Source organism: Streptomyces justiciae, assembly GCF_015163075.1.
GTDB classification, from domain to species: domain Bacteria; phylum Actinomycetota; class Actinomycetes; order Streptomycetales; family Streptomycetaceae; genus Streptomyces; species Streptomyces justiciae.
Genome location: NZ_JADDXU010000003.1, coordinates 202,263 through 225,652, shown reverse-complemented (window position 1 = coordinate 225,652; position 23,390 = coordinate 202,263). Strand labels below are relative to the sequence as shown.

The 23,390-nt window shown below is 71.2% G+C and carries 25 protein-coding genes; 16 read left to right on the top strand and 9 right to left on the bottom strand.

From position 1 onward, the window contains the following. Positions 1–120 precede the first annotated feature (120 nt). Entirely contained in the window at positions 121–1,506 is a 1,386-nt protein-coding gene (locus tag IQ210_RS09310) for an ethanolamine ammonia-lyase subunit EutB (RefSeq protein WP_194078407.1), read from the top strand. After that, on the top strand, positions 1,503–2,249 hold the full coding sequence (eutC, locus tag IQ210_RS09305; protein ID WP_194078406.1) for an ethanolamine ammonia-lyase subunit EutC: 747 nt from the start codon (positions 1,503–1,505) through the stop codon (positions 2,247–2,249). Before IQ210_RS09310 ends, eutC begins: the two co-directional genes overlap by 4 nt. A 122-nt stretch (positions 2,250–2,371) precedes the next feature. On the opposite strand, the gene IQ210_RS09300 is transcribed toward eutC, so the two are convergent. Further along, positions 2,372–2,788 (bottom strand): DUF6086 family protein, encoded by a 417-nt coding sequence (locus IQ210_RS09300; protein WP_194078405.1) that lies wholly within the window; start codon positions 2,786–2,788, stop codon positions 2,372–2,374. Positions 2,789–2,835: 47 nt separating this feature from the next. On the opposite strand from IQ210_RS09300, the gene IQ210_RS47150 reads away from it, so the two are divergent. From IQ210_RS47150 to IQ210_RS09290, 3 genes are all read left to right on the top strand, one after another. Then, positions 2,836–2,982: a hypothetical protein gene (locus IQ210_RS47150; RefSeq protein WP_228047419.1), complete on the top strand. Its 147-nt coding sequence runs from the start codon at positions 2,836–2,838 to the stop codon at positions 2,980–2,982. Next, positions 2,979–3,167, top strand: a complete 189-nt coding sequence (locus IQ210_RS47145; RefSeq protein WP_228047418.1) for a hypothetical protein — start codon at positions 2,979–2,981, stop codon at positions 3,165–3,167. The genes IQ210_RS47150 and IQ210_RS47145 overlap by 4 nt, the downstream gene beginning before the upstream one ends. Before the next feature lie 80 nt (positions 3,168–3,247). Further along, positions 3,248–3,682 (top strand): hypothetical protein, encoded by a 435-nt coding sequence (locus IQ210_RS09290; protein WP_194078404.1) that lies wholly within the window; start codon positions 3,248–3,250, stop codon positions 3,680–3,682. A 23-nt stretch (positions 3,683–3,705) separates the two neighbouring features. Here the strand turns inward: IQ210_RS09290 and IQ210_RS09285 are convergent, their stop codons facing one another. Then, positions 3,706–4,557 (bottom strand): diacylglycerol kinase family protein, encoded by an 852-nt coding sequence (locus IQ210_RS09285; RefSeq protein WP_194078403.1) that lies wholly within the window; start codon positions 4,555–4,557, stop codon positions 3,706–3,708. 219 nt (positions 4,558–4,776) lie between these two features. On the opposite strand from IQ210_RS09285, the gene IQ210_RS09280 reads away from it, so the two are divergent. Further along, a complete protein-coding gene (locus tag IQ210_RS09280; protein ID WP_194078402.1) occupies positions 4,777–6,060 on the top strand; it encodes an adenylosuccinate synthase in 1,284 nt (427 codons plus the stop codon). A 143-nt stretch (positions 6,061–6,203) separates the two neighbouring features. Further along, positions 6,204–7,994 carry a bifunctional metallophosphatase/5'-nucleotidase gene (locus tag IQ210_RS09275; protein ID WP_194078401.1) on the top strand — a complete coding sequence of 597 codons (1,791 nt, stop codon included), beginning with the start codon at positions 6,204–6,206 and terminating at the stop codon, positions 7,992–7,994. Positions 7,995–7,997: 3 nt separating this feature from the next. Here the strand turns inward: IQ210_RS09275 and IQ210_RS09270 are convergent, their stop codons facing one another. Further along, positions 7,998–8,846 (bottom strand): NAD(P)H-binding protein, encoded by an 849-nt coding sequence (locus IQ210_RS09270; RefSeq protein WP_194078400.1) that lies wholly within the window; start codon positions 8,844–8,846, stop codon positions 7,998–8,000. Between the two features lie 161 nt (positions 8,847–9,007). On the opposite strand from IQ210_RS09270, the gene IQ210_RS09265 reads away from it, so the two are divergent. Further along, positions 9,008–9,298 carry a hypothetical protein gene (locus IQ210_RS09265; RefSeq protein WP_194078399.1) on the top strand — a complete coding sequence of 97 codons (291 nt, stop codon included), beginning with the start codon at positions 9,008–9,010 and terminating at the stop codon, positions 9,296–9,298. Positions 9,299–9,427: 129 nt separating this feature from the next. Next, a complete protein-coding gene (locus IQ210_RS09260) occupies positions 9,428–9,943 on the top strand; it encodes a hypothetical protein (protein ID WP_194078398.1) in 516 nt (171 codons plus the stop codon). Here IQ210_RS09260 and IQ210_RS09255 read toward each other — a convergent pair. From IQ210_RS09255 to IQ210_RS09245, 3 genes are all read right to left on the bottom strand, one after another. Then, entirely contained in the window at positions 9,936–10,586 is a 651-nt protein-coding gene (locus tag IQ210_RS09255; RefSeq protein WP_059194100.1) for a hypothetical protein, read from the bottom strand. The genes IQ210_RS09260 and IQ210_RS09255 overlap by 8 nt on opposite strands. A 101-nt stretch (positions 10,587–10,687) precedes the next feature. Next, positions 10,688–11,392, bottom strand: a complete 705-nt coding sequence (locus tag IQ210_RS09250) for a GntR family transcriptional regulator (RefSeq protein ID WP_194078397.1) — start codon at positions 11,390–11,392, stop codon at positions 10,688–10,690. Between the two features lie 118 nt (positions 11,393–11,510). Next, a complete protein-coding gene (locus IQ210_RS09245; RefSeq protein WP_194078396.1) occupies positions 11,511–12,866 on the bottom strand; it encodes an aspartate aminotransferase family protein in 1,356 nt (451 codons plus the stop codon). 206 nt (positions 12,867–13,072) lie between these two features. Between IQ210_RS09245 and IQ210_RS09240 the strand changes: the two genes are divergently transcribed. From IQ210_RS09240 to IQ210_RS09230, 3 genes are read left to right on the top strand one after another with little or no spacing between them, the layout of a single operon-like run. Continuing rightward, complete coding sequence (locus IQ210_RS09240) at positions 13,073–14,995, top strand: serine/threonine-protein kinase (protein ID WP_194078395.1); 1,923 nt, start codon at positions 13,073–13,075, stop codon at positions 14,993–14,995. A gap of 57 nt (positions 14,996–15,052) precedes the next feature. After that, positions 15,053–16,552: a PstS family phosphate ABC transporter substrate-binding protein gene (locus IQ210_RS09235; protein ID WP_194078394.1), complete on the top strand. Its 1,500-nt coding sequence runs from the start codon at positions 15,053–15,055 to the stop codon at positions 16,550–16,552. 33 nt (positions 16,553–16,585) lie between these two features. Further along, positions 16,586–18,031 (top strand): M20/M25/M40 family metallo-hydrolase, encoded by a 1,446-nt coding sequence (locus tag IQ210_RS09230; protein WP_194078393.1) that lies wholly within the window; start codon positions 16,586–16,588, stop codon positions 18,029–18,031. A gap of 6 nt (positions 18,032–18,037) precedes the next feature. Here the strand turns inward: IQ210_RS09230 and IQ210_RS09225 are convergent, their stop codons facing one another. After that, complete coding sequence (locus tag IQ210_RS09225; protein WP_194078392.1) at positions 18,038–18,643, bottom strand: response regulator transcription factor; 606 nt, start codon at positions 18,641–18,643, stop codon at positions 18,038–18,040. A gap of 72 nt (positions 18,644–18,715) precedes the next feature. Further along, positions 18,716–19,921 (bottom strand): sensor histidine kinase, encoded by a 1,206-nt coding sequence (locus IQ210_RS09220; protein ID WP_256784632.1) that lies wholly within the window; start codon positions 19,919–19,921, stop codon positions 18,716–18,718. A 30-nt stretch (positions 19,922–19,951) separates the two neighbouring features. On the opposite strand from IQ210_RS09220, the gene IQ210_RS09215 reads away from it, so the two are divergent. Next, the gene (locus IQ210_RS09215) at positions 19,952–20,578 is read left to right on the top strand and encodes a hypothetical protein (RefSeq protein WP_194078391.1); all 627 of its coding nucleotides are present in this window, start codon (positions 19,952–19,954) and stop codon (positions 20,576–20,578) included. Between the two features lie 114 nt (positions 20,579–20,692). Here IQ210_RS09215 and IQ210_RS09210 read toward each other — a convergent pair whose 3' ends face one another. After that, positions 20,693–21,445 (bottom strand): SLATT domain-containing protein, encoded by a 753-nt coding sequence (locus IQ210_RS09210; RefSeq protein WP_194078390.1) that lies wholly within the window; start codon positions 21,443–21,445, stop codon positions 20,693–20,695. Between the two features lie 272 nt (positions 21,446–21,717). On the opposite strand from IQ210_RS09210, the gene IQ210_RS09205 reads away from it, so the two are divergent. The 3 genes from IQ210_RS09205 to IQ210_RS09195 all read left to right on the top strand — a co-directional run bounded on the left by IQ210_RS09205 (position 21,718) and on the right by IQ210_RS09195 (position 23,389). Then, entirely contained in the window at positions 21,718–22,056 is a 339-nt protein-coding gene (locus IQ210_RS09205) for a YbaB/EbfC family nucleoid-associated protein (protein WP_079309378.1), read from the top strand. A gap of 81 nt (positions 22,057–22,137) precedes the next feature. Then, a complete protein-coding gene (gene recR / locus IQ210_RS09200; RefSeq protein WP_059194093.1) occupies positions 22,138–22,737 on the top strand; it encodes a recombination mediator RecR in 600 nt (199 codons plus the stop codon). Next, positions 22,730–23,389 carry a DUF5063 domain-containing protein gene (locus IQ210_RS09195; protein ID WP_194078389.1) on the top strand — a complete coding sequence of 220 codons (660 nt, stop codon included), beginning with the start codon at positions 22,730–22,732 and terminating at the stop codon, positions 23,387–23,389. Before recR ends, IQ210_RS09195 begins: the two co-directional genes overlap by 8 nt. Position 23,390: the final 1 nt, after the last annotated feature.

Below are 23,390 nucleotides of genomic sequence, written 5' to 3'. Positions count from 1 at the left end.
TGTCGGCCGAATGAGTCGGCCAAGGGTCTCGGTGCGTTAAATGTTTGTCAACCAGACCTTTAGAAGTCCGAGGAAATCTGCGGAAATCTGCTCGCAACACGCGGCTCGTACGGTCCCGGCATGACCGCGTACACGTCCGTTCTCGGCGGGGAGCGCCACCGCTTCGACAGCCTCGCCCGCCTTCTCGCCGCCGCGAGCCCCGAGCGCTCCGGCGACCGTCTCGCCGGGCTCGCGGCCGCGTCGGCCCGGCAACGGGTCGCGGCGCGCTGGGCGTTGGCGGAGGTACCGCTCACGACGTTCCTGACCGAGCCGCTGATCCCGTATGAGAGCGACGACGTCACCCGGCTGATCCTGGACACGCATGACGCGGTCGCGTTCGCGCCGGTGGCGGGGCTGACGGTGGGGGAGTTCAGGGAGTGGCTGCTGGCGGCGGACGGTCCGGCGCTGACCGCCGTGGCCCCGGGACTCACCCCGGAGATGGTGGCGGCCGTCTCCAAACTCATGGGCAACGCCGACCTGGTGGCGGTCGCGCGCAAGGTCCGCGTCGTCACCGCCTTCCGCTCGACGATCGGCCTGCCGGGACGCCTCGCCACCCGCCTCCAGCCCAACCACCCCACCGACGACCCGGCGGGCGTCGCGGCCGCCCTCCTGGACGGGCTGCTGCTCGGCTCCGGCGACGCGGTCATCGGCATCAACCCGGCGACCGACAGCCCGAAGGCGGTACGGGACCTGCTGGACCTCCTCGACGGGGTCATCCAGCGGTACGGCATCCCGACCCAGTCCTGCGTCCTCTGCCACGTCACGACCAGCGTCGACCTGATGGACCGCGGCGCCCCCGTCGACCTGGTCTTCCAGTCGATCGCCGGCACCCAGGCCGCGAACGCCTCCTTCGGCGTCACGCTCGGGCTGCTCGACGAGGCGTACGAGGCGGCGCTCAAGCTGGAGCGCGGCACGGTCGGGCGGAACGTCATGTACTTCGAGACCGGGCAGGGCAGCGCCCTGTCGGCCGACGCGCACCACGGGGTGGACCAGCAGACGGTGGAGGCACGGGCGTACGCGGTGGCGCGGCGCTACGACCCCCTGCTCGTGAACACGGTCGTCGGCTTCATCGGCCCGGAGTACCTCTACGACGGCCGCGAGATCCTGCGCGCCGCCCTGGAGGACCACTTCTGCGGCAAGCTGCTCGGCCTGCCGATGGGCCTGGACATCTGCTACACGAACCACGCGGACGCCGATGACGACGACATCGCGACCATGCTCACCATGCTCGGTGTCGCGGGCGCGTCCTTCGTGATCTGCACGCCGGGCGGCGACGACATCATGCTCAACTACCAATCCGCCTCGTACCACGACGCGTTGTACCTCCGCGAGGTCCTCGGGCTGCGCCCGGCACCGGAGTTCGAGGCGTGGCTGTCGTCGATGGGGCTGCTCGACGACGCCGGCGGCATCCGCGAGGTCGAGGCACACGCACTGACGGAGATCGCCGGAAGGGAGCTAGCGGCATGAGTGAACTGACGCTGGCGGAAGGCGAGTTGTGGGGGCCGCTGCGGACCCGCACGCAGGCCCGTATCGGCCTCGGCCGGGCGGGTTCCGGGCTCCCCACCCGGCACCGGCTGGAACTCCAGGCCGCGCACGCCGCCGCACGGGACGCGGTGCACTCGCCGTTCGAACCGGACCGGGTCGCGGCCGGGTTGCCGGGTCTTCCGACGGTACGGGTGCGCAGCGAGGCCGGTGACCGGCTGACGTATCTCCAACGCCCGGACCTGGGACGCCGGTTGGACGCGACCGACCGGGCGCATCTGCCGGTGGGGGAGTGGGACGTGGTGTTCGTCGTCGCGGACGGGCTGTCCAGCCGGGCCGTGCACGAGCACGCGGCGAGGGTGGTGACGGAGACGGTGACCCGGCTGCCGGGTTGGCGGATCGCGCCGGTCGTGCTGGCCGAGCAGGCACGGGTGGCGCTGGGGGACGCGGTGGCGGCCGCCATGGGCGCGACGACGGTGGTCGTCCTGATCGGCGAACGCCCGGGTATGTCGGCGGCGGACTCGCTGGGCGCGTATCTGGCGTACCGTCCCGTGCCGGGGGTGACGACCGACGCCCACCGCAACTGCCTGTCCAACATCAGACCGCCCCTGGGCCTGACGTACGAGGCCGCGGCGGGGAAGCTGGCGGCGCTGATGGGGCGGGCGCGGGAGCTGGGGGCGACCGGGGTGGGCCTGAAGGACGAGTCGGACACGCTGCCGGTGCGGTAGCGGGGGCTGGACGGGCTTGGGTGTGGCGGCGGGGCGTGGCCGGGCTTGGGTGTGGCGGCGGGGGCTAGACGGGCTTGGGTGTGGCGGCGGGGGCTAGACGGGCTTGGGTGTGGCAGCGGGAGCTAGACGGGCATCCCGCGCCGCAGCAGATCCGCCCGCTCCCGCAGACGCACGGCCCTGCCCTGGGCGTCGGGCAGCGGCACCTGGACGTCGGTGAGCCCCGTGAGCCGGTCGGTGACCACGGGGGGCCGCACCTTGATGCCGGCCCGCTCGGCGAGTACCAGCACCGTCGCGACGAAGCCCTCGGAGAGCGCGTCGATGATCGAGTGCCGGGTGCGGTCGTGCAGGTCGAGGAGGGCGTCGACGTACGTCGCGAAGGCGCCAGGGTCGATCTTGCACTCGTCGTTCTCCATGGGCCCGAACCCCGAGGGAACGCCCAGCTCCTCCTCGTACAGCCGCACATGCCGCAGGAAGAGGCGGGCGGCCCCGTTGGAGGGGTTCCAGAGGGTCTCGTCGCCTATGTCGAAGTACTGGCTCACGTGCCCTCCCGGTGTGATCGACGGACCCGCACGGTAACAACAACCCCATGTGCCACTACTGCGGCTGCCGCGAGATCCCGCTGATCAAGGAGTTCATCGCGGAACACGAACGGGTCACCGACGCCGCCGGCGACGCCCTGCGGGCGCTGGAGCGCGGGAGGCGGGGCGGGCGCGGGAGCTGGTGGACGCCATGACGGCCGAGCTGGCCGCGCTGAACCTCACGGACCCGGCCGACGTGCAGACCCTGACCGAGGCCGTACAGGAGCTGCACCACCACATCGCCAAGGAGGAGGACGGCCTGTTCCCGGCCTCGTTGACCGCCCTGTCGGGGGAGGAGTGGAACGCGGCGATGGCGGCTTGGCGGAAGGCGCATCCCTGAAGGCCGTCGCGGGTTCCAGGGCTGTGAATTTGTTGAATTGCGTTGATAGTTACGGAAGTTGCGTGCGAAAGTTCGTGCGCATGAAGACGAGAGCGAAAGCCCTGGGCCGGATAACCGGAATCGGCGCCGCGGCGGCCATGCTGGTCATCGGTACCGCGACCGCCGCCAGCGCCGGCGAGAACTCGGGCACGTCCGTGGCGAGCAACGCCGACGGCTGGGTCTACTTCGTGGCCGACGGCGACAACTTCTACATCAAGGACACCCAGTGCGACGGCGGCACCGTCTGGGGGCAGGTGTCGTACTACAAGTCCGGCTACGGCTGGAACTTCCGGACCATCCACAACACCTCCGGCTGCAACACCACGGACAAGAAGCACCCGTGGAGCGACATCCCCGAGGGCGCCTACGTGTACGTGCTGGCCTGCGGGAGCGTCGAGGACAACTACAGCAACTCGGGCGCCGGGTACTTCTCCACCGGGCACGACTGCGGGGAGACCAAGGACGGGGTGGCCTGACAGCGCGTGGGGGCGGGGGCCTGTCACCGCCCCGGCAGCGTCAGTCCCAGGGCCCCCTCCCACACCGTCCACGTCCGGCGTCGTACCGGGCCCGCCACGCCCGCGTCCGCGCGGTAGCGGAAGTCCGTGCCCGTGACCGTCACCGTTCTGCCGGAGGCTCGCAGCAGGGAGGCTTCCGCGCCCACCGACACCGGCCGCACCTCGACCTCGGCCAGCCCGGCCACGCCCGGCGTCACCGAGACCGCCTCCACCGGCTGGCCCAGGTCGACCAGGGTCACCCCGTCCACCTCCACCCGGAGCCGGGAGGGCCCCGGCGCGGGCGGCGCGGGCTCCCGGGTGGGGCGGGCCGGGACGAGGGTCCGTACGAGGGTCTGGCAGGTCCGCAGCCAGGGGCGCCCGGCCGCCTCCGCCTCCGCCTCCATCTCCGGCGGCTGCGGAGCCACCGCGGGGATACGCAGCGCGCCCAGCACCACCCCGTCACTGTCGTCGACGAGCAGGTCGAGGCGGCGCTCCACGCCGTCCAGGACCGTCCGCGCGGCGGCCACCGCACCCGTCGGCACCCCCAGGGAGCGGGCCACCGACAGCGCACCGCCCACCGGCACGAAGGACAGCGCACATCCAGCCAGCTCCCGCTGCCGGTGCAGCAGGGACACCGCGCGCAGCAGCGCCCGGTCGTCGCCGACCACCACCGGCCGCCGCGCGCCCCGGCGAGCCAGCACCCGGGCGAACTCATCGGGCCCCTCCGGCATGCAGACCTTCGTGGTCGCACCCGCGCTGAGCACGTCTTTCGCGATCCGGACCGACTCGCCGTCGGTCCTCCGGGCGACCGGATCGATGACCACCAGCAGCTGATCGGAAGTCGCTGAAGTCGCCACCTCGGTCCTGCCTCGCTTCCTCGGGTAGCATCTTTGTGCAAGAGCCCCTTGCGCTATTGCGCCAGGGGCTTCGTCTATTCCGGGGCATCCGGGTCCGACGGGTTCGCGGCCGACCACGGCCGACGGTGGCCGAAGAAGGTCGCCGGTGTACGCAGCACAAGGCCGTGCCGCGTACGCCCCTGACCTTGGACATGCCCCGCCCGGAAGGGGTGTACGCGCGTGCCCGCACTTGTGCTGCTCGGTGCTCAGTGGGGTGACGAAGGCAAGGGAAAGGCGACGGACCTGCTAGGCGGGTCTGTCGACTATGTGGTGCGCTACCAGGGCGGCAACAACGCCGGCCACACGGTGGTCGTGGGCGATCAGAAGTATGCCCTGCACCTGCTCCCTTCCGGAATCCTGTCCCCGGATTGCACTCCGGTCATCGGCAACGGTGTCGTCGTCGACCCGTCGGTCCTGTTCTCCGAGCTGAACGGGCTGAACGAGCGAGGCGTCGACACGTCCAAGCTCCTGATCAGCGGTAACGCTCACATCATCACGCCGTACAACGTCACCGTCGACAAGGTGACGGAACGCTTCCTCGGCAAGCGGAAGATCGGCACCACCGGGCGGGGCATCGGCCCGACCTACGCCGACAAGATCAACCGCGTCGGCATCCGCATCCAGGACCTCTACGACGAGTCGATCCTGACGCAGAAGGTCGAGGCGGCGCTGGACGGCAAGAACCAGCTCCTGACCAAGGTCTTCAACCGCCGCGCCATCGAGGCCGGGCAGGTCGTCGAGGAGCTGCTGTCCTACGCGGACCGGCTGAAGCCGTACGTCGCCGACACGGTCCTGGTGCTGAACCAGGCGCTGGAGGACGACAAGGTCGTCCTCTTCGAGGGCGGCCAGGGCACCCTCCTGGACATCGACCACGGCACGTACCCCTTCGTGACGTCGTCGAACCCGACCGCGGGCGGCGCCTGCACCGGCTCCGGCGTCGGCCCCACGAAGATCAGCCGGGTCATCGGCATCCTCAAGGCCTACACGACCCGCGTCGGCTCGGGCCCGTTCCCGACCGAGCTCTTCGACGAGGACGGCGAGGCGCTGCGCCGCATCGGCGGCGAGCGGGGCGTCACCACCGGCCGTGACCGCCGCTGCGGCTGGTTCGACGCGGTCATCGCCCGCTACGCGACCCGCGTGAACGGCCTGACGGACTTCTTCCTGACCAAGCTCGACGTGCTGACGGGCTGGGAGCAGATCCCGGTCTGCGTGGCGTACGAGATCGACGGCAAGCGCGTCGAGGAGCTCCCGTACTCCCAGACCGACTTCCACCACGCGAAGCCGATCTACGAGACCCTCCCCGGCTGGTCCGAGGACATCACCAAGGCGAAGTCCTTCGCGGACCTCCCGAAGAACGCCCAGAACTACGTCAAGGCGCTGGAGGAGATGTCCGGCGCCCCGATCTCCGCGATCGGCGTGGGCCCGGGCCGCGACGAGACGATCGAGATCAACTCGTTCCTGTAGGACGTACGCACGTCTGTGGGCCGGTCAAGGATTTCCTTGACCGGCCCATGGCCTTTTCCTGGTTCCGTCGGGAAGTGGAGGAACGCAACTATCTACGCGGGTAGTTGCGCCCTCTCCTCCCTCTCCCGTCCCAGGAGTCCTCCATGCCCGTCGGTCCCATGAACCGCCGTGAGTTCGTGCAGAAGTCGGCCGTGACCGGCGCGGCCGTCGCCGTCGCCGGAACGCTCGCCACCGGTGAGGCGCAAGCCGCCGAGCGGCAGCCGCGCACCTGGTCGTTCTCGATCCTCGGTACCACCGATCTGCACAGTCACGTCTTCGACTGGGACTACTACAAGGACGCCGCCTACAGCGACGCCAAGGGCAACTCCGTCGGGGTCGCCCGGGTCGCCACGCTCATCAAGCAGCAGCGGGCGGCCAAGGGGGAGCACCGGGTGCTGCTCGTCGACGCCGGGGACATCATCCAAGGGACCTCGCTGGCCTACTACTTCGCGCGGGTGCAGCCCATCACCGACGGGGCGAAGCACCCGATGGCCGTCGCCATGAACCACATGCGGTACGACGCCGCCGCCCTCGGCAACCACGAGTTCAACTACGGCATCGAGACGCTGCGCCAGTTCGAGGAGCAGTGCCGCTTCCCGCTGCTCGGCGCCAACGCCCTCGACGCCAAGACCCTGAAGCCCGCCTTCGCGCCGTACACCGTGAAGCGCATCTGTGTGCCCGGCGCGCCGGACATCAAGGTGGGCATCCTCGGTCTCACCAACCCCGGTATCGCCCTGTGGGACAAGGACAACGTGAGCGGGAAGATGGTCTTCCCGGGGCTCGTCGAGCAGGCGAAGAAGTACGTGCCGCGGCTGCGCGCGCTGGGCTGCGACCTCGTCTTCCTGACCGACCACTCCGGGCTCGACGGGTCCACGTCGTACGGCGACGCGCTGCCGTACGTCGAGAACGCCTCCAACCTCGTCGCCGAGCAGGTGCCCGGCATCGACGCGATCCTCGTCGGCCACACGCACGTCGAAGTCCCGTCGTACACCGTGAAGAACGCGGAGACCGGGGAGGAGGTGCTGCTGTCCGAACCGTACTGCTGGGGCTACCGGTTGAGCGTCTTCGACTTCGAGGTCGAGCTGGAGCACGGGCGTTGGAAGGTCACCAAGAAGACCGCGCAGACCCTCGACCCGAAGGGCGTCGACGAGGACCCGGAGATCAAGAAGCTGCTGGAGGCCGACCACGAGTTGGTGGTCAAGTACGTCAACACGGCTGTGGGGACCTGCACCCAGGACTTGTCCGCCGCGGACTCCTGCTGGAAGGACGTCCCCATCATGGACTTCATCCACCAGGTGCAGATGGACACCGTGAAGGCGGGGCTGTCCGCGTCCGACGCCGCGCTGCCGCTGATCTCCGTCGCCGCGCCCTTCTCACGCACCGCCGACATCCCGGCCGGCAGCGTCACCATCAAGGACATCGCCGGGCTCTACATCTACGACAACACCCTGTACGGCAAGAAGCTCACCGGCGCCCAGCTCAGGGACTACCTGGAGTACGCGGCGAAGTACTACCACCAGGTCCCGGCAGGAACGACGGTGGACACCGCCACGCTCACCAACGCCAACAGCTTCTGGGACTACATGTACGACACCGCGGCGGGCGTCTCGTACGACATCGACATCGCGGCGGCCGAGGGCTCTCGGATCAAGAACCTCTCCTACAACGGGAGTTCGGTCACCGACGACCAGGTCTTCGTCGTCGCCGTCAACAACTACCGGGCCAACGGCGGTTCGGGCTACCCGCACATCGCGTCCGCCGACATCGCGTACAGCTCCACCAACGAGATCCGCCAGCTGATGATCGACTACGTGACGGCCAAGGGGACGCTGGACCCGGCCGACTTCGCGGTCACCAACTGGAAGCTGACGCAGGCCGGTACGCCGGTGTTCTGAGCCTCACCGGAACGCCTCCGCGTGCGCTCGCGCCCACTGTGCGAACGTCCGCGGTGGGCGGCCCAGTACCTTCGTTGCCGTCGGGAGGACGTCCGCGCCCCGGTCGTCGTCCAGGGTGCGGTGCATGATCGCGTCGACGACCTCGGGCGGGAAGCCGTACCTCTTCATGCCCGCGCGGGCCGCCTCGGGCGGTACGGGGCGTACGCGCAGGTCGCGGCCCAGGACTTGGCCGAGCAGGGACAGTTCCTGCGTCGGGGTCAGGGACTCGGGGCCGCTCAACTCGTAGGTCATGCCCGCGTGTTCGTCGGTCGTCAGCGCGAGTGCCGCGATCTCCGCCAGGTCCGCCGGGTCGATGCTCGCCGCCGGGCGGTCCGCGAACGGGATCGCCACCTCGTCGCCGGCGCTCAACCGGCCCGCCCACTGGAGGGCGTTGGACATGAAGCGGCCGGGGCGCAGCAGCGTCCAGACGGGGGCGGCGTCGATGACCGCCGCCTCCGCCGCCGCGTGCCAGCGGGCGATCGGGTCGCTGCCCGTACCGCCGTCCAGCACCGACAGCTTCACCAGCCGTCGTACGCCCGCCTGCCGGGCCGCCTCCGCGAGGGCCAGGTCGTGGGTCGGGGCGGGGGCCGTGCCGACCGGCTGGGCCGACATCAGGAAGGCCGCGGAGACGCCCGCGAAAGCCGCCGACAGGCTCGCCGGGTCGCCCGCGTCGCCGTACACCGGCCGCGCGCCGGAGGGCAGGCGGGCCTCGTCGGGGCGCCGCGTCATGGCCCGTACGGGCACGCCGGACGCCACCAGTCGTCGTACGAGCTCCACTCCCACGTGCCCTGTCGCACCGGTCACCAGGATCATCGCCGTCTCCCTTCGGGTGGCTTCCAGCGTGCTCCGGGCGGCCGCGGGGCGCGTCGCACCGGGGGAGGCGTTCGGTGTCCTTCCGCTGGAGTACAGGAACGGACATATCGGGTCTACGCTGTAAACGTGCGCGTGTCAGCCGACGGAAGAGGGTGAGTGCGATGCGCGTGATGCTGAAGGCGACGCTGGACACGGACAAGGCGAACGAGGTTCTCGGCAGCGGCAAGATGCAGGACCTGCTGGGCGAGACCCTGGAGCGGATCAAGCCGGAGGCGGCCTACTTCGGACCCGAGGGCGGCCGGCGGACCTGCTACCTCGTCTTCGACATGAACGACAGCTCTGACCTGCCCCCCATCGGCGAACCGTTCTTCTCGAACCTCAACGCCCAGGTCGAGGTCTTCCCGATCATGAACCTCGACGACCTGAAGAAGGGCCTGTCCCAGCTGCGCTGAACGCTGTCGTACCCCTATTGCACAACCGGGCGGTACGAGGACTACAGAGCCGCCCGGGCATGCCCCGAGCGTGAGGCGACGCGGGCGTGGGAGGACTGTCTGCGCACGGTCGCCTTCACCGTCACGGACGTGGAGTTCCGCACCACCGGACGCAGGGGCAAGCAGCAGGCGACCGTCGTCGGCACACCCTTCTGGGACCAGGTCGTGGACCTCGGCAGCCCGGACCCGCTGCTGAGAGAGCTCCGCGAGGGCGACCGGGTCACCGGCACGATCTGGCGCGGCGACATCATGGCGCTCGCGAAGGGAGACCTCAGGCAGAACACCCCCGAGGAGCCCCGGGACGAACCCGAGATACCGGCCATAGCCGGTACGCTCGCCGGGCTCCTCGCCGTGCTCACCTTCGCGTTCGGCGCGATCCGGCTGGCCGGGTCCCCGCGCCTGCGGGAGTACGCGGCGTGGCGGCCGTACGGCAGGCGGCTGCTCGTCGCCGTGGTGATCGCCGGTTTCGGCGGAGGCATGCTCTTCACCTGGCTCGGCCTGCCCTGGTGGCTCACGCCGCCCGGCATCGTGGCCGTCACCGGCTGCGCGGCCGCGCTGATCTACGGCTGGGACGCCGAGGAGCGCGCCCGCGCGCGGCTCAGCTGAAGATGATCATCGAGCCCTGGGCGAGGCTGCGGGTCGCCGCCGCGTGCAGGCCCAGCCAGACGTGCCGTTCCCGGGCGAAGGGGCTGGGGTCGTACGGGGCGGGGACGGCCGGTTCCTCCAGCTCCGTGGGGCCGAGCGGCGGCTGCGGGGCCGCCGGCGGGTTGGCGGGGTCTATGCCGATCGACGGGCCGACCAGCGCCAGCTCCCGCAGCAGGGTCTGCGAGGAGCCCAAGGGGCCGCCGCCCGCGAGGAGTTCGTCGTTGGCCAGCGGGTGCGGGAAGTCGACGGGGACGTAGGCGCCCGCGTGGTCGTAGTGCCAGACCAGGTGCGACTGCTGGGCCGTCGCCTCGAACATCTCCAGCAACTGCTCGTAGTCCCCGCCGAGTTCGTCGACCGGCGTGACCGGCAGCCCGCAGACCTGGAGCAGATACGCGCGGCGCAGGAAGTGCAGGGCGTCGTAGTCGAAGCCCGCCACCGGGGCGACCTCGCCGGACAGGCCCGGCATGTACTGGTACACCGGCACCGGCGGCAGCCCGGCCTCGGCGAGCACCTTGTTGTATTGCGCGAGTTCCTCGGCGAACGGGTTGTCGGGCGTGTGGCACAACACGTCGACGAGCGGTACCAGCCACAGGTCACAGGCCAAAGAGGGCTCCTCGCATAGCTCGGTGTAGCGAACCGGTCTGGGAAGAGTAATCGTGAAGTCCCGATACCCACACCCCGGGTACCCAGCTCATTGCACGAGGCTCATTCCCCGGCCATGCGCTCGATGACCGCCAGCGACTGCGCGTTGTACGCGGCGACGATCTCCCGCGCGGCCGTGGTGTCCCGGCGGACCAGCGCGTCGACCAGTCCGGTGTGGTCGGCCCACAACTCGCCGCGCAGATCGTCGATCCGGCGCAGGTGCTGCACCGCGCACACCCAGGACTGCACCCGCAGCCGGTGCAGGAAGTCCGAGAGGTAGGGGTTGCCGTACAGGGCGCTCAACTCACGCCAGAACCGCAGGTCATAGCCGATCAGGACGGTCAGGTCACCGGCCCCGGCGGCCCGCTGGGCCTCCTCGCCGCGGCGCCGCACACCGGCGAGCAGGGCGGGGATACGGGTGTCGTCCGGCTCGTCGACCAGGCCCAGATGGCCGTCGTCGAGCGCCTTGAACATGCCGTCGATGACGAGGGCGCGGGCTTCGATGATGCCGCGGTAGTCCTCGACGGAGTACTCGTGGACCCGGAAGCCGCGATGCTGGTCCGCTTCGAGGAGGCCCTGCGCGGCGAGGTCGACCAGCGCCTCGCGGACCGGCGTCGCGGACACCCCGTACTGCTCGGCGATCTCCTTGACCGTGAACTCCTGGCCCGGCTGGAGCCGCCCGCCCAGCACCTCGTCGCGAAGCGCGTCGGCGATCTGCTGCCGCAGGGTGTTGCGGGTCACGGCGCCGTTGCCGCTGCTGCCGGGCATGGTCGGGCCTCTCCCTGAGGGCGTTCGGGTGGCGTGCACGTGTATGTCTACGAGCACGCCACCTTACGCGTTCGGGTTCCCGGTGGTTACCCGCGTAGCGCCGGGAAGGCCGCTGCGGCTACGCCGTGTACTCGTCGGCCACGGAGAGCGCCGCGTCCAGCGCGGACAGGCCCTCCTTCAGCTCGGCCTCGGAGACGTTGCAGGGCGGCACCACATGGGTGCGGTTCATGTTGATGAAGGGCCAGATGCCGTGCTTCTTGGCGGCGGCGCCGAACGCGGCCATCGGGGCGTTCGCCTCACCGGCCGCGTTGTACGGCACCAGCGGCTCGCGGGTCTCCTTGTTCCTGACCAGGTCCAGCGCCCAGAACATGCCGACGCCGCGGACCTCGCCCACGGAGGGGTGCCGCTCGGCGAGCTCGCGCAGGGCGGGCTCGACCACCGTCGCACCGAGGTTCCTGGCGTTCTCGACCACGCCCTCCTCCGCCATCACGTTGATCGTGGCGACGGCGGCGGCACAGGCCAGCGGATGCCCGGAGTACGTCAGACCGCCCGGGTAGGCGCGCTTGCCGAAGGTCTCCGCGATCGCGCCGGAGATGGCGACGCCGCCGAGCGGGACATACCCGCTGTTCACGCCCTTGGCGAAGGTCATCAGATCCGGTACGACCCCGAACAGATCGGCTGCGAACCACTCGCCGGTGCGCCCGAACCCGGCCATGACCTCGTCCAGGATGAAGACGATCCCGTACTTGTCGCAGATCTCGCGGACGCCCGCGAGATAGCCGGGCGGCGGGACCATGATCCCGGCGGTGCCGGGGATGGTCTCCAGGATGATCGCGGCGACCGTTCCCGGCCCCTCGAAGGCGATCGTGGTCTCCAGGTGCTCAAGGGCCCGCGCGCACTCCTGCTCCTCGGTCTCCGCGTAGAAGCGGGAGCGGTAGAGGTACGGCGCCCAGAAGTGCACGACTCCGGCGGAGGCGCTGTCGGAGGCCCAGCGGCGGGGGTCGCCGGTGATGTTGACCGCCTGCTGCGTACCGCCGTGGTACGAGCGGTAGGCGGAGAGCACCTTGGCGCGCCCGGTGTGCAGCCGCGCCATGCGGACGGCGTGCTCGACGGCATCGGCACCACCGTTGGTGAAGAAGATCTTGTCGAGATCACCGGGCGTCCGCTCGGCGATCAGCCGAGCCGCCTCCGACCGCGCCTCGATCGCGAAGGCGGGCGCGAACGTGGACAGGGTTGCGGCCTGTTCCTGGATCGCGGCGACGACCTTCGGGTGCTGGTAGCCGATGTTCGTGTAGACGAGGCCACTCGTGAAGTCGAGGTACCGCTTGCCGTCGTAGTCCCAGAAGTGCGACCCCTCCGCGCCGGCGACGGCGAGCGGGTCGATGAGCTCCTGCGCGGACCAGGAGTGGAACACATGAGCACGGTCCGCGGCCTTCACGGCGGCGCCGACCTCGGGGTTTGGCTGAGGGGTCATGCGAGTGAGCGTAAATGTCCGCGATGCGGAAGCGGTATCGGCGTCCTGTCTGTGGACAGGGGGTTTCCGCGACAGGTTGTCGGGCTTGGCGTAAGACACAGGTCTTGAGGAACCGTCGAACCCGGGGCGTCCGTCACCTCGTAGGACCGCACTATCGTGAGCCTCACGCACAGGCACGTGTCGGGGGAGTACGGGGAGGGCCTGCGATGGAGAAGCTGGGGGCCGGGGATCCGCAGAGGATCGGGGCGTATCGGCTGCTGGCGCGGCTCGGGGCCGGTGGGATGGGGCAGGTGTATCTCGCGCGGTCGGAGCGGGGGCGGACCGTCGCCGTGAAGCTGGTACGGGAGGAGCTCGCCGCGCAGGAGGAGTTCCGGGCGCGGTTCCGGCAGGAGGTGCAGGCCGCCCGGCAGGTCGGCGGGTACTGGACGGCGCCCGTCCTCGACGCCGACACCGAGGCCGTGGTGCCCTGGGTCGCCACCGGGTACGTCGCCGGGCCGAGCCTCCAGCAGGTCGTCGGTCATGATCACGGGGCGCTGCCCGAGCGGTCGGTGAAGATCCTCGCCGCCGGGCTCGCGCACGCGCTCAAGGACATCCACGCCGCCGGGATCATCCACCGGGACCTGAAGCCCTCCAACGTGCTGGTGACGATCGACGGGCCGCGGGTCATCGACTTCGGCATCGCGCGGGCCCTGGAGACGGTGACCGACGGGGGCCTGACGAGGACCGGCGCGCTGGTCGGCTCGCCCGGGTTCATGGCGCCCGAGCAGGTGCGGGGCGACCGGATCACGCCTGCGTGCGACGTCTTCTGCCTGGGCTCCGTGCTCGCGTACGCCGCGACCGGCAAGCTTCCCTTCGGTGCCGGGGGAAGTGGCGTGCACGCGCTCATGTTCCGGATCGCCCAGGAGGAACCCGACCTGGAGGGGGTCCCGGAGGGCCTCGCCGACCTCGTACGGGACTGCCTGAAGAAGGACCCGGCCGCCCGCCCGCCCCTGGACCAGGTCCTGGAACGCACCGGCGCCGAGGACACGGTGTCCGGCGGCCGCTCCCGCGACCCGTGGCTGCCGAGCGCGCTGGTGGCGCAACTCGGGCGGCATGCCGTGCAGTTGCTGGAGACGGAGGACCCGGAGGGCGACGGGGGGCGCGTTGGCGGCGAGGGCGCTGGGGGTGCCGGGGCTGCCGGAGCCGCTCAGGGCGTGGGCGGTGAGGTGGCGCCCGAGCATGCCTCCGCCGCCGCCGAGGACGCGCCGCCCGTGCCCGGGCAGCCCGGCGGCGGGGCGCCGTTGAACCATCTGCCGACCGCCGTCGGGCAGTACGGCGGCACGACCCCTCCGCCGGCCCCTCCCGCGCCCGTGGGCGGGACACCGCCCGCCCATCCCGCGTACGGCTACCCGCAGCAGCCGCCCCAGCAGTACGCGCCCCCGCCCCCGTCCACCCCCGCCTACGGCCACCCCCAGCAGCCCTGGGCGCCCGGTGTCCCGGCGCAGTACAACCCGTACAGCGGCGGCCCCGGCGCCACCCCGCCCTACGGCCCCGGCGCCCCCTATCCCCAGCAACCGCACCCCCAGCCCGACCCCCCGCGCCGCAGCGGCCGGTCCACGATCGCGCTCGTCGCCGTCGCCCTGGTCGTCGCGCTCGGCGCCGGAGGCTCGGTCTACGCGCTGATGAGCAGCGGCGGCGACGGAGAGAAGGCCGACCCCACGCCCACCACCAGCGCGCCCACGACCCCCGGCCCCTCGCCCACCCCCACCGAGCCCTCGCCGACGCCCACCACCTCGGCCCCGGCGGACGGCACCGTCCCCGCCGGCTACCTCGGCACCTGGACCGCGGGCATCGACAACGCGGACGGCCACCACACCCGCCAACTCACCATCCAGCAGGGCGAAGTGGGCGACACAGTGCTCTCGCTCGTCGCCGACGGCCCCGACTACCACTGCGTGTTCCAGGCCGCGCTCACCGAATCACCCGGCAGCGACGGCCCGTTGGAGATCGGCCCGTCCACGGTGACGGTCGGCGAGCCCGCCACCTCGTGCACCCCGGGCGCGGCCACCGAGATCACCCTCAAGCCGGACGGCACCCTGGAGCGCGTCAACACCGGCAGCGGCGAGAAGCTGACGTACACCAAGCAGTAACGCGAAGTACGCGCCACGGTAAGGGCGTTGAGGCCGCACACTCGTACGGTCCCGTCGGTGGAATGGCTGAGCGCAGAGAACCTCGTCGCCGTCGGGACCGCCGTCCTCGGCATCGCCGCGTCCGGGGTCATGGTCTGGTACGAGCGCCGGGTGCCGCGCCGCAAGCGCATCGGCTACCGCGTCCAGATGGACAACCCCATCGGCGACGATGTCCGTTCGGGCCGGGCCAACGTCCGCCTGGGCCTGTTCAACGAGGCCCCGGACATGGCCGACGCCACCCTCGTCCTCCTCCGCGTCGAGAACGACGGCTCGCAGGGCATCGACCGCGACGACTACACGGGCCCCGCCCCGCACGGCCTGACCGCCGTCTTCACCGACCGCACCATCCGCGGCGTCTCGGTCACCCAGCCCACCGACCGCGACCACCTCATGGACCACTTCACCCCGGAACGCGGCTTCGGCTACGAGGGCAACCGGCTCCGTATCCCCCGCGTCCCGCTCAACCGCGGCGACCACTTCAAGCTGCTCGTGCTGCTGTCCGGCGGCGACGTGGGCCGCGAGATACGGCTCACCGGCGGCCTCCGCGAGGGCGAGGTGCACCCCAACCGCAGCGCGACCCCGGACGAGACCCCGCCCCTGCTCAGCGGCCCGGCCCGGCTCTTCACCGCCCTGCTCACACTCTCCGTCGTCGCCCTCGCCGGCATCATCGTCGCCCGCGACGACACCAGACCCCCGCTCGGCTGCGAACAGGGCTCGCTGAGGATCACCGGCTCGACCGCCTTCGCGCCGGTGGTCAGGACGCTCGCGAAGGAGTACGAGAAGGACTGCGAGGGCGCCGACCTCACCGTCGAGGCGCGCGGCAGCGAGGCCGGAGTCGCCGAACTCGCCGCCGAGGGCACGAAGGACGTCATCGCTTTCTCGGACGGCCCCATGGGCGCCCGCCTCGGCCTGCACGGCGAGAAGGTCGCGCTGTCGGCCTTCACGCTCGTCGTGAACGACCGGATCGCCCTAGGCGCTCAGGGCCTGTCGAAACAGGACGTACGACGGCTCTACGGCGGCGAGATCACCCGCTGGCGCCAACTCGACCCCAACCTCCCCGACCTGCCGGTCACCCTCGTCAGCCGCAACGCCGACTCCGGCACCCGGCAGACCTTCCAGCAGCGCGTCCTCGGCACCTGGGAGCGGGTGCCGAGCACATCACTGGACTGCGTCCACAAGGACGACCGCTCGGCGTCCGTCGTGCGATGCGAACTCGACTCCACGGAAGACGTGTTGGAGGCGGTGAGCAAGGTGCCGGGGGCGATCGGCTACAGCGAACTCACCGTCGCGGCAGGCCACGAGGGCGTGCGGGCCGTGCCGCTCGACGGCATCGCCCCGTCCGTGAAGACCGACCGCTATCCCTACCGGGGCGTCGAGTACGCCTACACCCACCGCGCCGCACAGCCCGGTTCGCTCGCCGCCGCCTTCCTCGCCTACCTCGACGAGGCCACGAGCCAGGACGTGATCCGCGAGTACGGCCATCTTCCGTGCGAGCGGCAAGAGGAGTTGTGTGGGTGACGGCATCCTGACCCACTGACCCCGGGAGGGCGCATGCGTCCCAGCAGAAGAACGGTCCTGACCGCGACGGGAGGGGCCGCGCTGACCGCGGGCGCCGCGGGGACCGGCGCGGCCGAGGCGGCACCGGCCGACTGGGCAGAGGCGGCACCGGCCGATGTGGCCGAGGCAGCCTCGCCCGGTGGCCGGCCACCCGCCACCGCCCAGCCCCCGAGCCGTGAACTCCGGGCGCTGTTACGGGAGATCGACCCCGCCCGCATCGAGGCCACGGTCCGCAAGCTCGTCTCCTTCGGCACCCGCCACACCCTCTCCGCCCAGGACGACCCGGCCCGCGGCATCGGCGCCGCCCGCGACTGGCTGCTGGCGGAGCTGCGTTCGTACGCCGCCGGCTCGGGCGGCCGGATGACGGCGGAACTCCAGTCGTACGTCCAGGAACCGGGCCCGCGCATCCCGACGCCCACCCGGATCACCAACGTCATCGCGACCCTGCGCGGTTCGGTGACGCCGGACCGGATCTACGTCGTCTCCGGGCACTACGACTCCCGCGTCACCGACGTCATGGACGCCACCTCCGACGCGCCGGGCGCCGACGACGACGCGTCCGGGGTGGCGGTCGTCCTGGAGCTGGCGCGGGTGATGGCGAAACGCCGTCCCGCCGCGACGATCGTGTTCGCGGCGGTGGCGGGGGAGGAGCAGGGCCTGTTCGGATCGGCCTACATGGCCCAGCAGTTCAAGGCCGCCGGGGCGGACGTCCAGGGCATGTTCACCAACGACATCGTCGGCAGCCCGACCGCGGACGACGGCACCCGCGACCCGTACACCATCCGTCTCTTCGCGGAAGGCGTGCCGTCCTCCGAGACCCCCGAACAGGCCGCGATCCGCCGTTCGGTGGGCGGCGAGAACGACTCGGCCACCCGCCAACTCGCCCGCTTCGTGAGGGACGTGGCCGACAACGAGGCCACCGGCATGCACGTCCGTGTCGTCTACCGCCGGGACCGTTACCGCCGCGGTGGCGACCACATCCCGTTCCTCGAACGCGCCTACCCGGCTGCCCGCTTCACCGAGCCTGCCGAGGACTTCGCCCACCAGCACCAGGACGTCCGCGTCGAGGACGGCAAGCAGTACGGCGACCTGCCCGAGTTCTGCGACTTCGACTTCGTGGGGCGGGTCGCCAAGGTCAACGGGGCGGCGCTGTGGACGCTGGCGCAGGCCCCGGGCACCCCGAGGGGCGCGAAGATCGTCACGACCCTGCTCACCAACTCCACCCGGCTGGTGTGGACGCGGGGCACGGAACCGGATCTCGCCGGCTACGAGGTCGTGTGGCGGGAGACGACGGCGCCCGAGTGGACGCATGTCATCCCGGTCGGCGACGTGACGACGTACGAGATCGACCTGTCGAAGGACAACGTCTTCTTCGGGGTACGGGCCGTGAACGCGAAGGGGCTCAGAAGCCCGGTGGCCTTCCCCGACCCGCAGGCCTGACCGCTGCTAGATCCACCCTTGCTGCCACGCGTGATGGGCTGCGGCATGCCGTGTCGTGGCCCCCAGCTTGGACATCGCGGCGGAGAGGTAGTTGCGCACGGTCCCCTGCGCCAGATGGACCTGCGCGGCGATCTCCGCCACCGACGCCCCCGTACGGGCCGCCCGCAGCACCTCCAACTCCCGTGCGCTGAGCGGGCAGTCGTCCTCGGTCAGCGCGGACGCGGCGATGTCCGGGTCGACGTAACGGCGCCCGGCGGCGATGTCCCGGAGGATCTCGGACAGCCGGGCGGCAGGGGTGGTCTTGGGCACGAACCCGCGCACCCCGGCGGCCAGCGCGCGGCGCAGCACGGCGGGCCGGGCGTGCCGGGTCACGAGGACGACGCGGGTGCCCGGCCGCCCGGCCCGGATCTCCTCGGCGGCCCGCAGCCCGTCCGTGGGCGGCATCTCGAGATCCAGTACGGCGATGTCGGGCCGGTGTTCCAGGGCGAGCCGTACGGCATCGGTGGAGGTCGCGGCCTCCGCGACCACGGTGAGGTCGTCCTCCAGGGAGAGCAGCGCGGCCAGGGCACCGCGCAGGAGATCCTCGTCATCGGCGAGGAGAAGCCGGATCACTTGGCGGCCCCTTGGACGGCAGCGTCGAGCCGGATCACTTGGGGGCCCCTTGGGCGGCAGCGTCGAGCCGGATCACTCGGCGGCCTCCTGGGCGGGCCGTGTCGAGACGGCCCTCTGGGCGGGCAGTGTCGCGGTCACCGTGAAACGGTCGCCGTCCGCCCGTTCCCAGGTCAACTCCCCGCCCGCGCCCCGCAGTCGCTCGGCGAGCGCCCGCAGCCCGGTGCCGTCGGCGCTGCCGGGACGGGTGACCGCCCCGTCGTTGCCGATCCGCAACCGGACGAGGTCGCCGACGAGCCGGTAGTCGACCTCCGCTGTACGGGCCTGGCTGTGGCGCAGCACGTTGGTGGTGGCCTCACGCATGACGAGCCCGAGGAGACTACGAGCGGGATCACCCAACTGCCGGTCCTTCGCGGCGGGTTCGAGGTTCATCCGCGCGTCGATCCCGGCCGCCGCCAGCACCCGGGTGGCGTTGGCGATCTCGTCGTCGAGCGTCGTACGGCGAATGCCCTGCACGACGGCCCGCGTGTCCCGCAGCGCGTCCGCGCACAGCTGCCGTATCTCCCGCATCTCGGCGGCGGCGCGCGGCGGATCGGCCTCGGCGAGCCGCGACGCCAATTCAGCCTTCAGGGCGATGACTTGGAGGTGATGCCCCTGGATGTCATGCAGGTCGGAGGCGAACCGCAGCCGCTCGTCCTTCACCGCCAGCTCCGCCTCCAGCCGCCGCGCCCGGTCCAGCCGCCCCGCGATCCGCCACGCCCACAGCGGCCCGAGCACCGTCCACACGGTGAACGCCGTCAGACAGGCCGGGAAGAGCGCCGCGTACGCCAACTCGCCGTCCCCGGCGGCCAGACTCACCGCACCGCCGGGCAACAGCGCGAGCGCGACGGCACCGCCGATCAGCCACCGTCTGCCGGGAGCTGCGGGCAGACCGGCGGCGACGATCGCCACGGTCACCGCCGGGGCGACCGCCCACAGCCCGTAGTTGTGCCGCGTCAACGGCAGTACGGCGAGCACGGCGGCGGCGAGACAGGCGGTGACGACCCAGCCCCCGCGCGGCCGCGACGCAGGTGCCCGCTCCTCCATCGACCCACCGAGCAGCACGACGGCGGCCACGGCGTGCACGCCCAGCGCCGGCACGACGGGCACCCGCGCCCACAGCGGCACGTCCCCGTCCAGCGCCCAGGCCCCGTACGCCACCACCAGCACACACAGCACGGTCCCCGGCACGGCCCACCACGTGTACCGCCGGAAACCCGCGAGCCCCGCCCCCTCGTCCACGCGGTCATTGTGGCAGCGGGGAGATGACAGATGTCATACGACGACGTGCGCGCCCGGCACTACTGCCGTACTCCGGCCCCCACCACCCTGAACGACATGACCCACATCAACACAGCGCCGCTGACCCGCCGTTGGCCGACGTTCGCGGCGCTCGCGCTCTGGGCGGCCCAGGCGGCGGCGAGCGCGTCGGACACGTCGGCGGACTCGGTCGAGGGTTTCGGGCAGGTACTGCCGCTGCTGCCCCTGCTGTACGTGGTGATCAACCAACTGGGCACACCGAAGGCGACCTGGCCGGTACTGGGCGGCGGCCTGGTCCTCGTCTTCGGCCTCCAGGCCCTGGACCTGTTCTCACCGGCGACCACGATGATCGGCATCGCGCTGGCGGTACTGCTGTGGGGACGGCTACGGGGCACGCCTCGCGCGTGGGGCGTGCAGGCGGCGGGGGTGGTGGCCTTCGGCGCGCTGGCGGTGACGGGCCTGGCGGTGGACCCGGAGGTGGGCCGATGGGTGGTGGCGGCGGGGTGGTTGGGCCATGGGATGTGGGACTTGGCGCATCTGACGCTGGAGAGGCTGAAGGGCGTGGTCGCGCCGAGCTTCGCGGAATGGTGTGCGGTAGTGGACGTGCTGGTAGGGGCCGAGCTTTTGATCCTGGGCTGACTGCAACGCCTCAGGGGCGCGGGGCTGTATTCATATGCGGCTCCGCCGCGGGGCGCGACCAGCCACAACGCACCCGCACCCGCATGAAAACCGCAACCCCCAACCCCTACCGCGTCACCTGGGCTCCGGCGGCCGCTGCCGAGGCATGTTAGGCCGCGCACCCCCCGCCCCCGGCGGCAACGGAAACCTCCCCTGCACCACATTCGCATCCGCCCGCGGCGCCCCCGCCACCGCCGTCTGAATGCCGAGCGGCGCCGACCCGGTCCGGAACTCCACCATCCAGTCCGTCGTCTCCACCCGCACCAGCTCGGTCACGTCCTCGGAGAACCGGCGCAGCACCCCGAGACACCGCTCGGCGGCCTCCCCGGCGGTCCCCTCGGTCGGCCCCAGCACCTCTCGCACACTCTCCGAGGCCCAGTCGAACTGGAGCACCTGGAGCCGCCGCTGCACGGCCTGCGCGGTGGCCACGTCCCTTATCCACCCGGACGTGACCCCGAAGAACCGATCAACCGCGACGCACGCGACGGCGAGGAGCAACGCCAGATACCCCCAGGCCGCGACGCCGCCGACCACCCCGGTGAGGTCGAGCAGCGGCAGCGAGGCCCCGGCGACCGCACCGGCCGCCGCCCCGCCCCGCAGGGCCCGCGCGCCGCGCCGCTTCCACACCCGGTCCGCGAGATACCAGGCGGCGGTGTCGAGCGCCCCGCGCTCCACCCACCGGTACAGCTCGTCGAGCCGGGGCGCGGGCTCGCCCCAGTCCCCGAGGGGGAACGTCCGCCCCGTCAGGTCGCCCGGCCGCAGCCCGGCCGCCTCCCCGCCCCGCTCGTCCTGAGGCGGACCCTCGGGCTGCATCTCCGGCTGACCCACCCGGCACTCCCTCCACGACCGACAACGACTGATCACGGCTGATCACGCTGCGTAATGCACGTGTGACGCATGATGCCGACGTGCCGGACCTTTCCTACCTCCCAATGGGTGGCGAAGGGACGGCTTTCACCTCTTTTCCGCCCGGAAGTGGGCCTTGATCAGGTATAGGACTCGACGTCATCTCACTCGAAAGAGTGCTGGGGCGATGCCTGGGTGGAGCACGTAGGCTCAAGACAGAGGACAAGACACAGACCTATGAGCGGGAGCTGATCGTGATCCCCGGTGGTGGCCAGCCCAATATGCAGCAGCTGCTCCAGCAGGCCCAGAAGATGCAGCAGGACCTGGCGAACGCGCAGGAGGAACTGGCGAGGACCGAGGTCGACGGCCAGGCCGGCGGCGGCCTGGTCAAGGCGACGGTCACCGGCTCCGGTGAGCTGCGCGCGCTGAAGATCGACCCGAAGGCGGTGGACCCGGAGGACACCGAGACCCTCGCCGACCTGATCGTGGCGGCCGTACAGGCGGCCAACGAGAACGCGCAGACGCTCCAGCAGCAGAAGCTGGGCCCGCTCGCCCAGGGCCTGGGCGGCGGCATCCCGGGCCTGCCGTTCTAGGACGGGGCCCGCCTTCCTCAGAGGGCGGTCCGCCAACTACCGTACGTACGTGTAAGGAACCCCAGGAAGGACGGCAGTCCGTTGTACGAAGGCGTGGTGCAGGACCTCATCGACGAGCTGGGGCGGCTGCCCGGCGTCGGTCCCAAGAGCGCCCAGCGGATCGCCTTCCACATCCTCCAGGCGGAACCGACGGACGTACGGCGTCTCGCGCAGGCGTTGATGGAGGTCAAGGCGAAGGTCCGCTTCTGCGCGACCTGCGGCAACGTGGCGCAGGAGGAACTGTGCAACATCTGCCGTGACCCCCGCCGCGACCCCTCCGTCATCTGTGTGGTGGAGGAGCCGAAGGACGTGGTGGCGATCGAGCGCACCCGCGAGTTCCGCGGCAAGTACCACGTCCTGGGCGGCGCGATCAGCCCCATCGAAGGCGTGGGCCCCGACGACCTGCGTATACGAGAACTTCTCGCGCGGTTGGCCGACGGGACCGTCACGGAGCTGATCCTGGCCACGGACCCCAACCTGGAGGGCGAGGCGACCGCCACCTACCTCGCCCGCATGATCAAGCCCATGGGCCTCAAGGTCACCCGCCTGGCCAGCGGCCTCCCGGTGGGTGGCGACCTGGAATACGCGGACGAGGTGACCCTCGGCCGCGCCTTCGAGGGGAGACGACTCCTAGATGTCTGACGCCACACTGCACGCCACTGCGCAGAACCCCGACGACTTCGCGGTCCAGATCGCCGACCAGGTGGAGAGTTTCCTGGTGGCGGTGACCGAGGTGGCGAAGGGCGACGAGCCCGACTCAGCCGTCCCCTTCCTGCTCCTGGAGGTCTCCCAGCTCCTCCTGGCCGGCGGCCGCCTCGGCGCGCACGAGGACATCGTGCCGGACGAGCGCTACGAGCCCGACCTGGGCCCGGAGCCGGACGTGGACGAACTCCGCGAGAACCTGGCGCGGCTGCTGGAGCCGATCGACGTGTACTCGGAGGTCTTCGACCCCTACGAGCCGCGCAAGTCCCCGGTCCCGGCCCGCATCTCCGACGACCTCACGGACGTCATCACCGACCTCCGCCACGGCATGGCCCACTACCGCGCGGGCCGCACCACGGAGGCCCTGTGGTGGTGGCAGTTCTCCTACTTCTCCAACTGGGGCACGACGGCGTCCGCGACCCTGCGCGCGTTGCACTCGGTCCTGGCCCACGTCCGCCTCAACCAGCCCCTGGAGGAACTGGACGGCCTGGACACCGACCAGAGCATGGGCGACGAGACCCTGGAGTTCGAGGCGGGCAAGGTGATGGCAGAGGAGATCGGCGAACCGCTGGGGATGCGCCAGGGGCAGTGAC

Excerpts from the sequence above, each read along its gene's own strand:
- IQ210_RS09310 (WP_194078407.1), top strand. The coding sequence starts at position 121 with ATGACCGCGTACACGTCCGTTCTCGGCGGGGAGCGCCACCGCTTCGAC.
- eutC (WP_194078406.1), top strand. The coding sequence starts at position 1,503 with ATGAGTGAACTGACGCTGGCGGAAGGCGAGTTGTGGGGGCCGCTGCGG.
- IQ210_RS47150 (WP_228047419.1), top strand. The coding sequence starts at position 2,836 with ATGTGCCACTACTGCGGCTGCCGCGAGATCCCGCTGATCAAGGAGTTC.
- IQ210_RS47145 (WP_228047418.1), top strand. The coding sequence starts at position 2,979 with ATGACGGCCGAGCTGGCCGCGCTGAACCTCACGGACCCGGCCGACGTG.
- IQ210_RS09290 (WP_194078404.1), top strand. The coding sequence starts at position 3,248 with ATGAAGACGAGAGCGAAAGCCCTGGGCCGGATAACCGGAATCGGCGCC.
- IQ210_RS09275 (WP_194078401.1), top strand. The coding sequence starts at position 6,204 with ATGCCCGTCGGTCCCATGAACCGCCGTGAGTTCGTGCAGAAGTCGGCC.
- IQ210_RS09270 (WP_194078400.1), bottom strand. The coding sequence starts at position 8,846 with ATGATCCTGGTGACCGGTGCGACAGGGCACGTGGGAGTGGAGCTCGTA.
- IQ210_RS09265 (WP_194078399.1), top strand. The coding sequence starts at position 9,008 with ATGCGCGTGATGCTGAAGGCGACGCTGGACACGGACAAGGCGAACGAG.
- IQ210_RS09250 (WP_194078397.1), bottom strand. The coding sequence starts at position 11,392 with ATGCCCGGCAGCAGCGGCAACGGCGCCGTGACCCGCAACACCCTGCGG.
- IQ210_RS09245 (WP_194078396.1), bottom strand. The coding sequence starts at position 12,866 with ATGACCCCTCAGCCAAACCCCGAGGTCGGCGCCGCCGTGAAGGCCGCG.
- IQ210_RS09240 (WP_194078395.1), top strand. The coding sequence starts at position 13,073 with ATGGAGAAGCTGGGGGCCGGGGATCCGCAGAGGATCGGGGCGTATCGG.
- IQ210_RS09230 (WP_194078393.1), top strand. The coding sequence starts at position 16,586 with ATGCGTCCCAGCAGAAGAACGGTCCTGACCGCGACGGGAGGGGCCGCG.
- IQ210_RS09215 (WP_194078391.1), top strand. The coding sequence starts at position 19,952 with ATGTCATACGACGACGTGCGCGCCCGGCACTACTGCCGTACTCCGGCC.
- IQ210_RS09195 (WP_194078389.1), top strand. The coding sequence starts at position 22,730 with ATGTCTGACGCCACACTGCACGCCACTGCGCAGAACCCCGACGACTTC.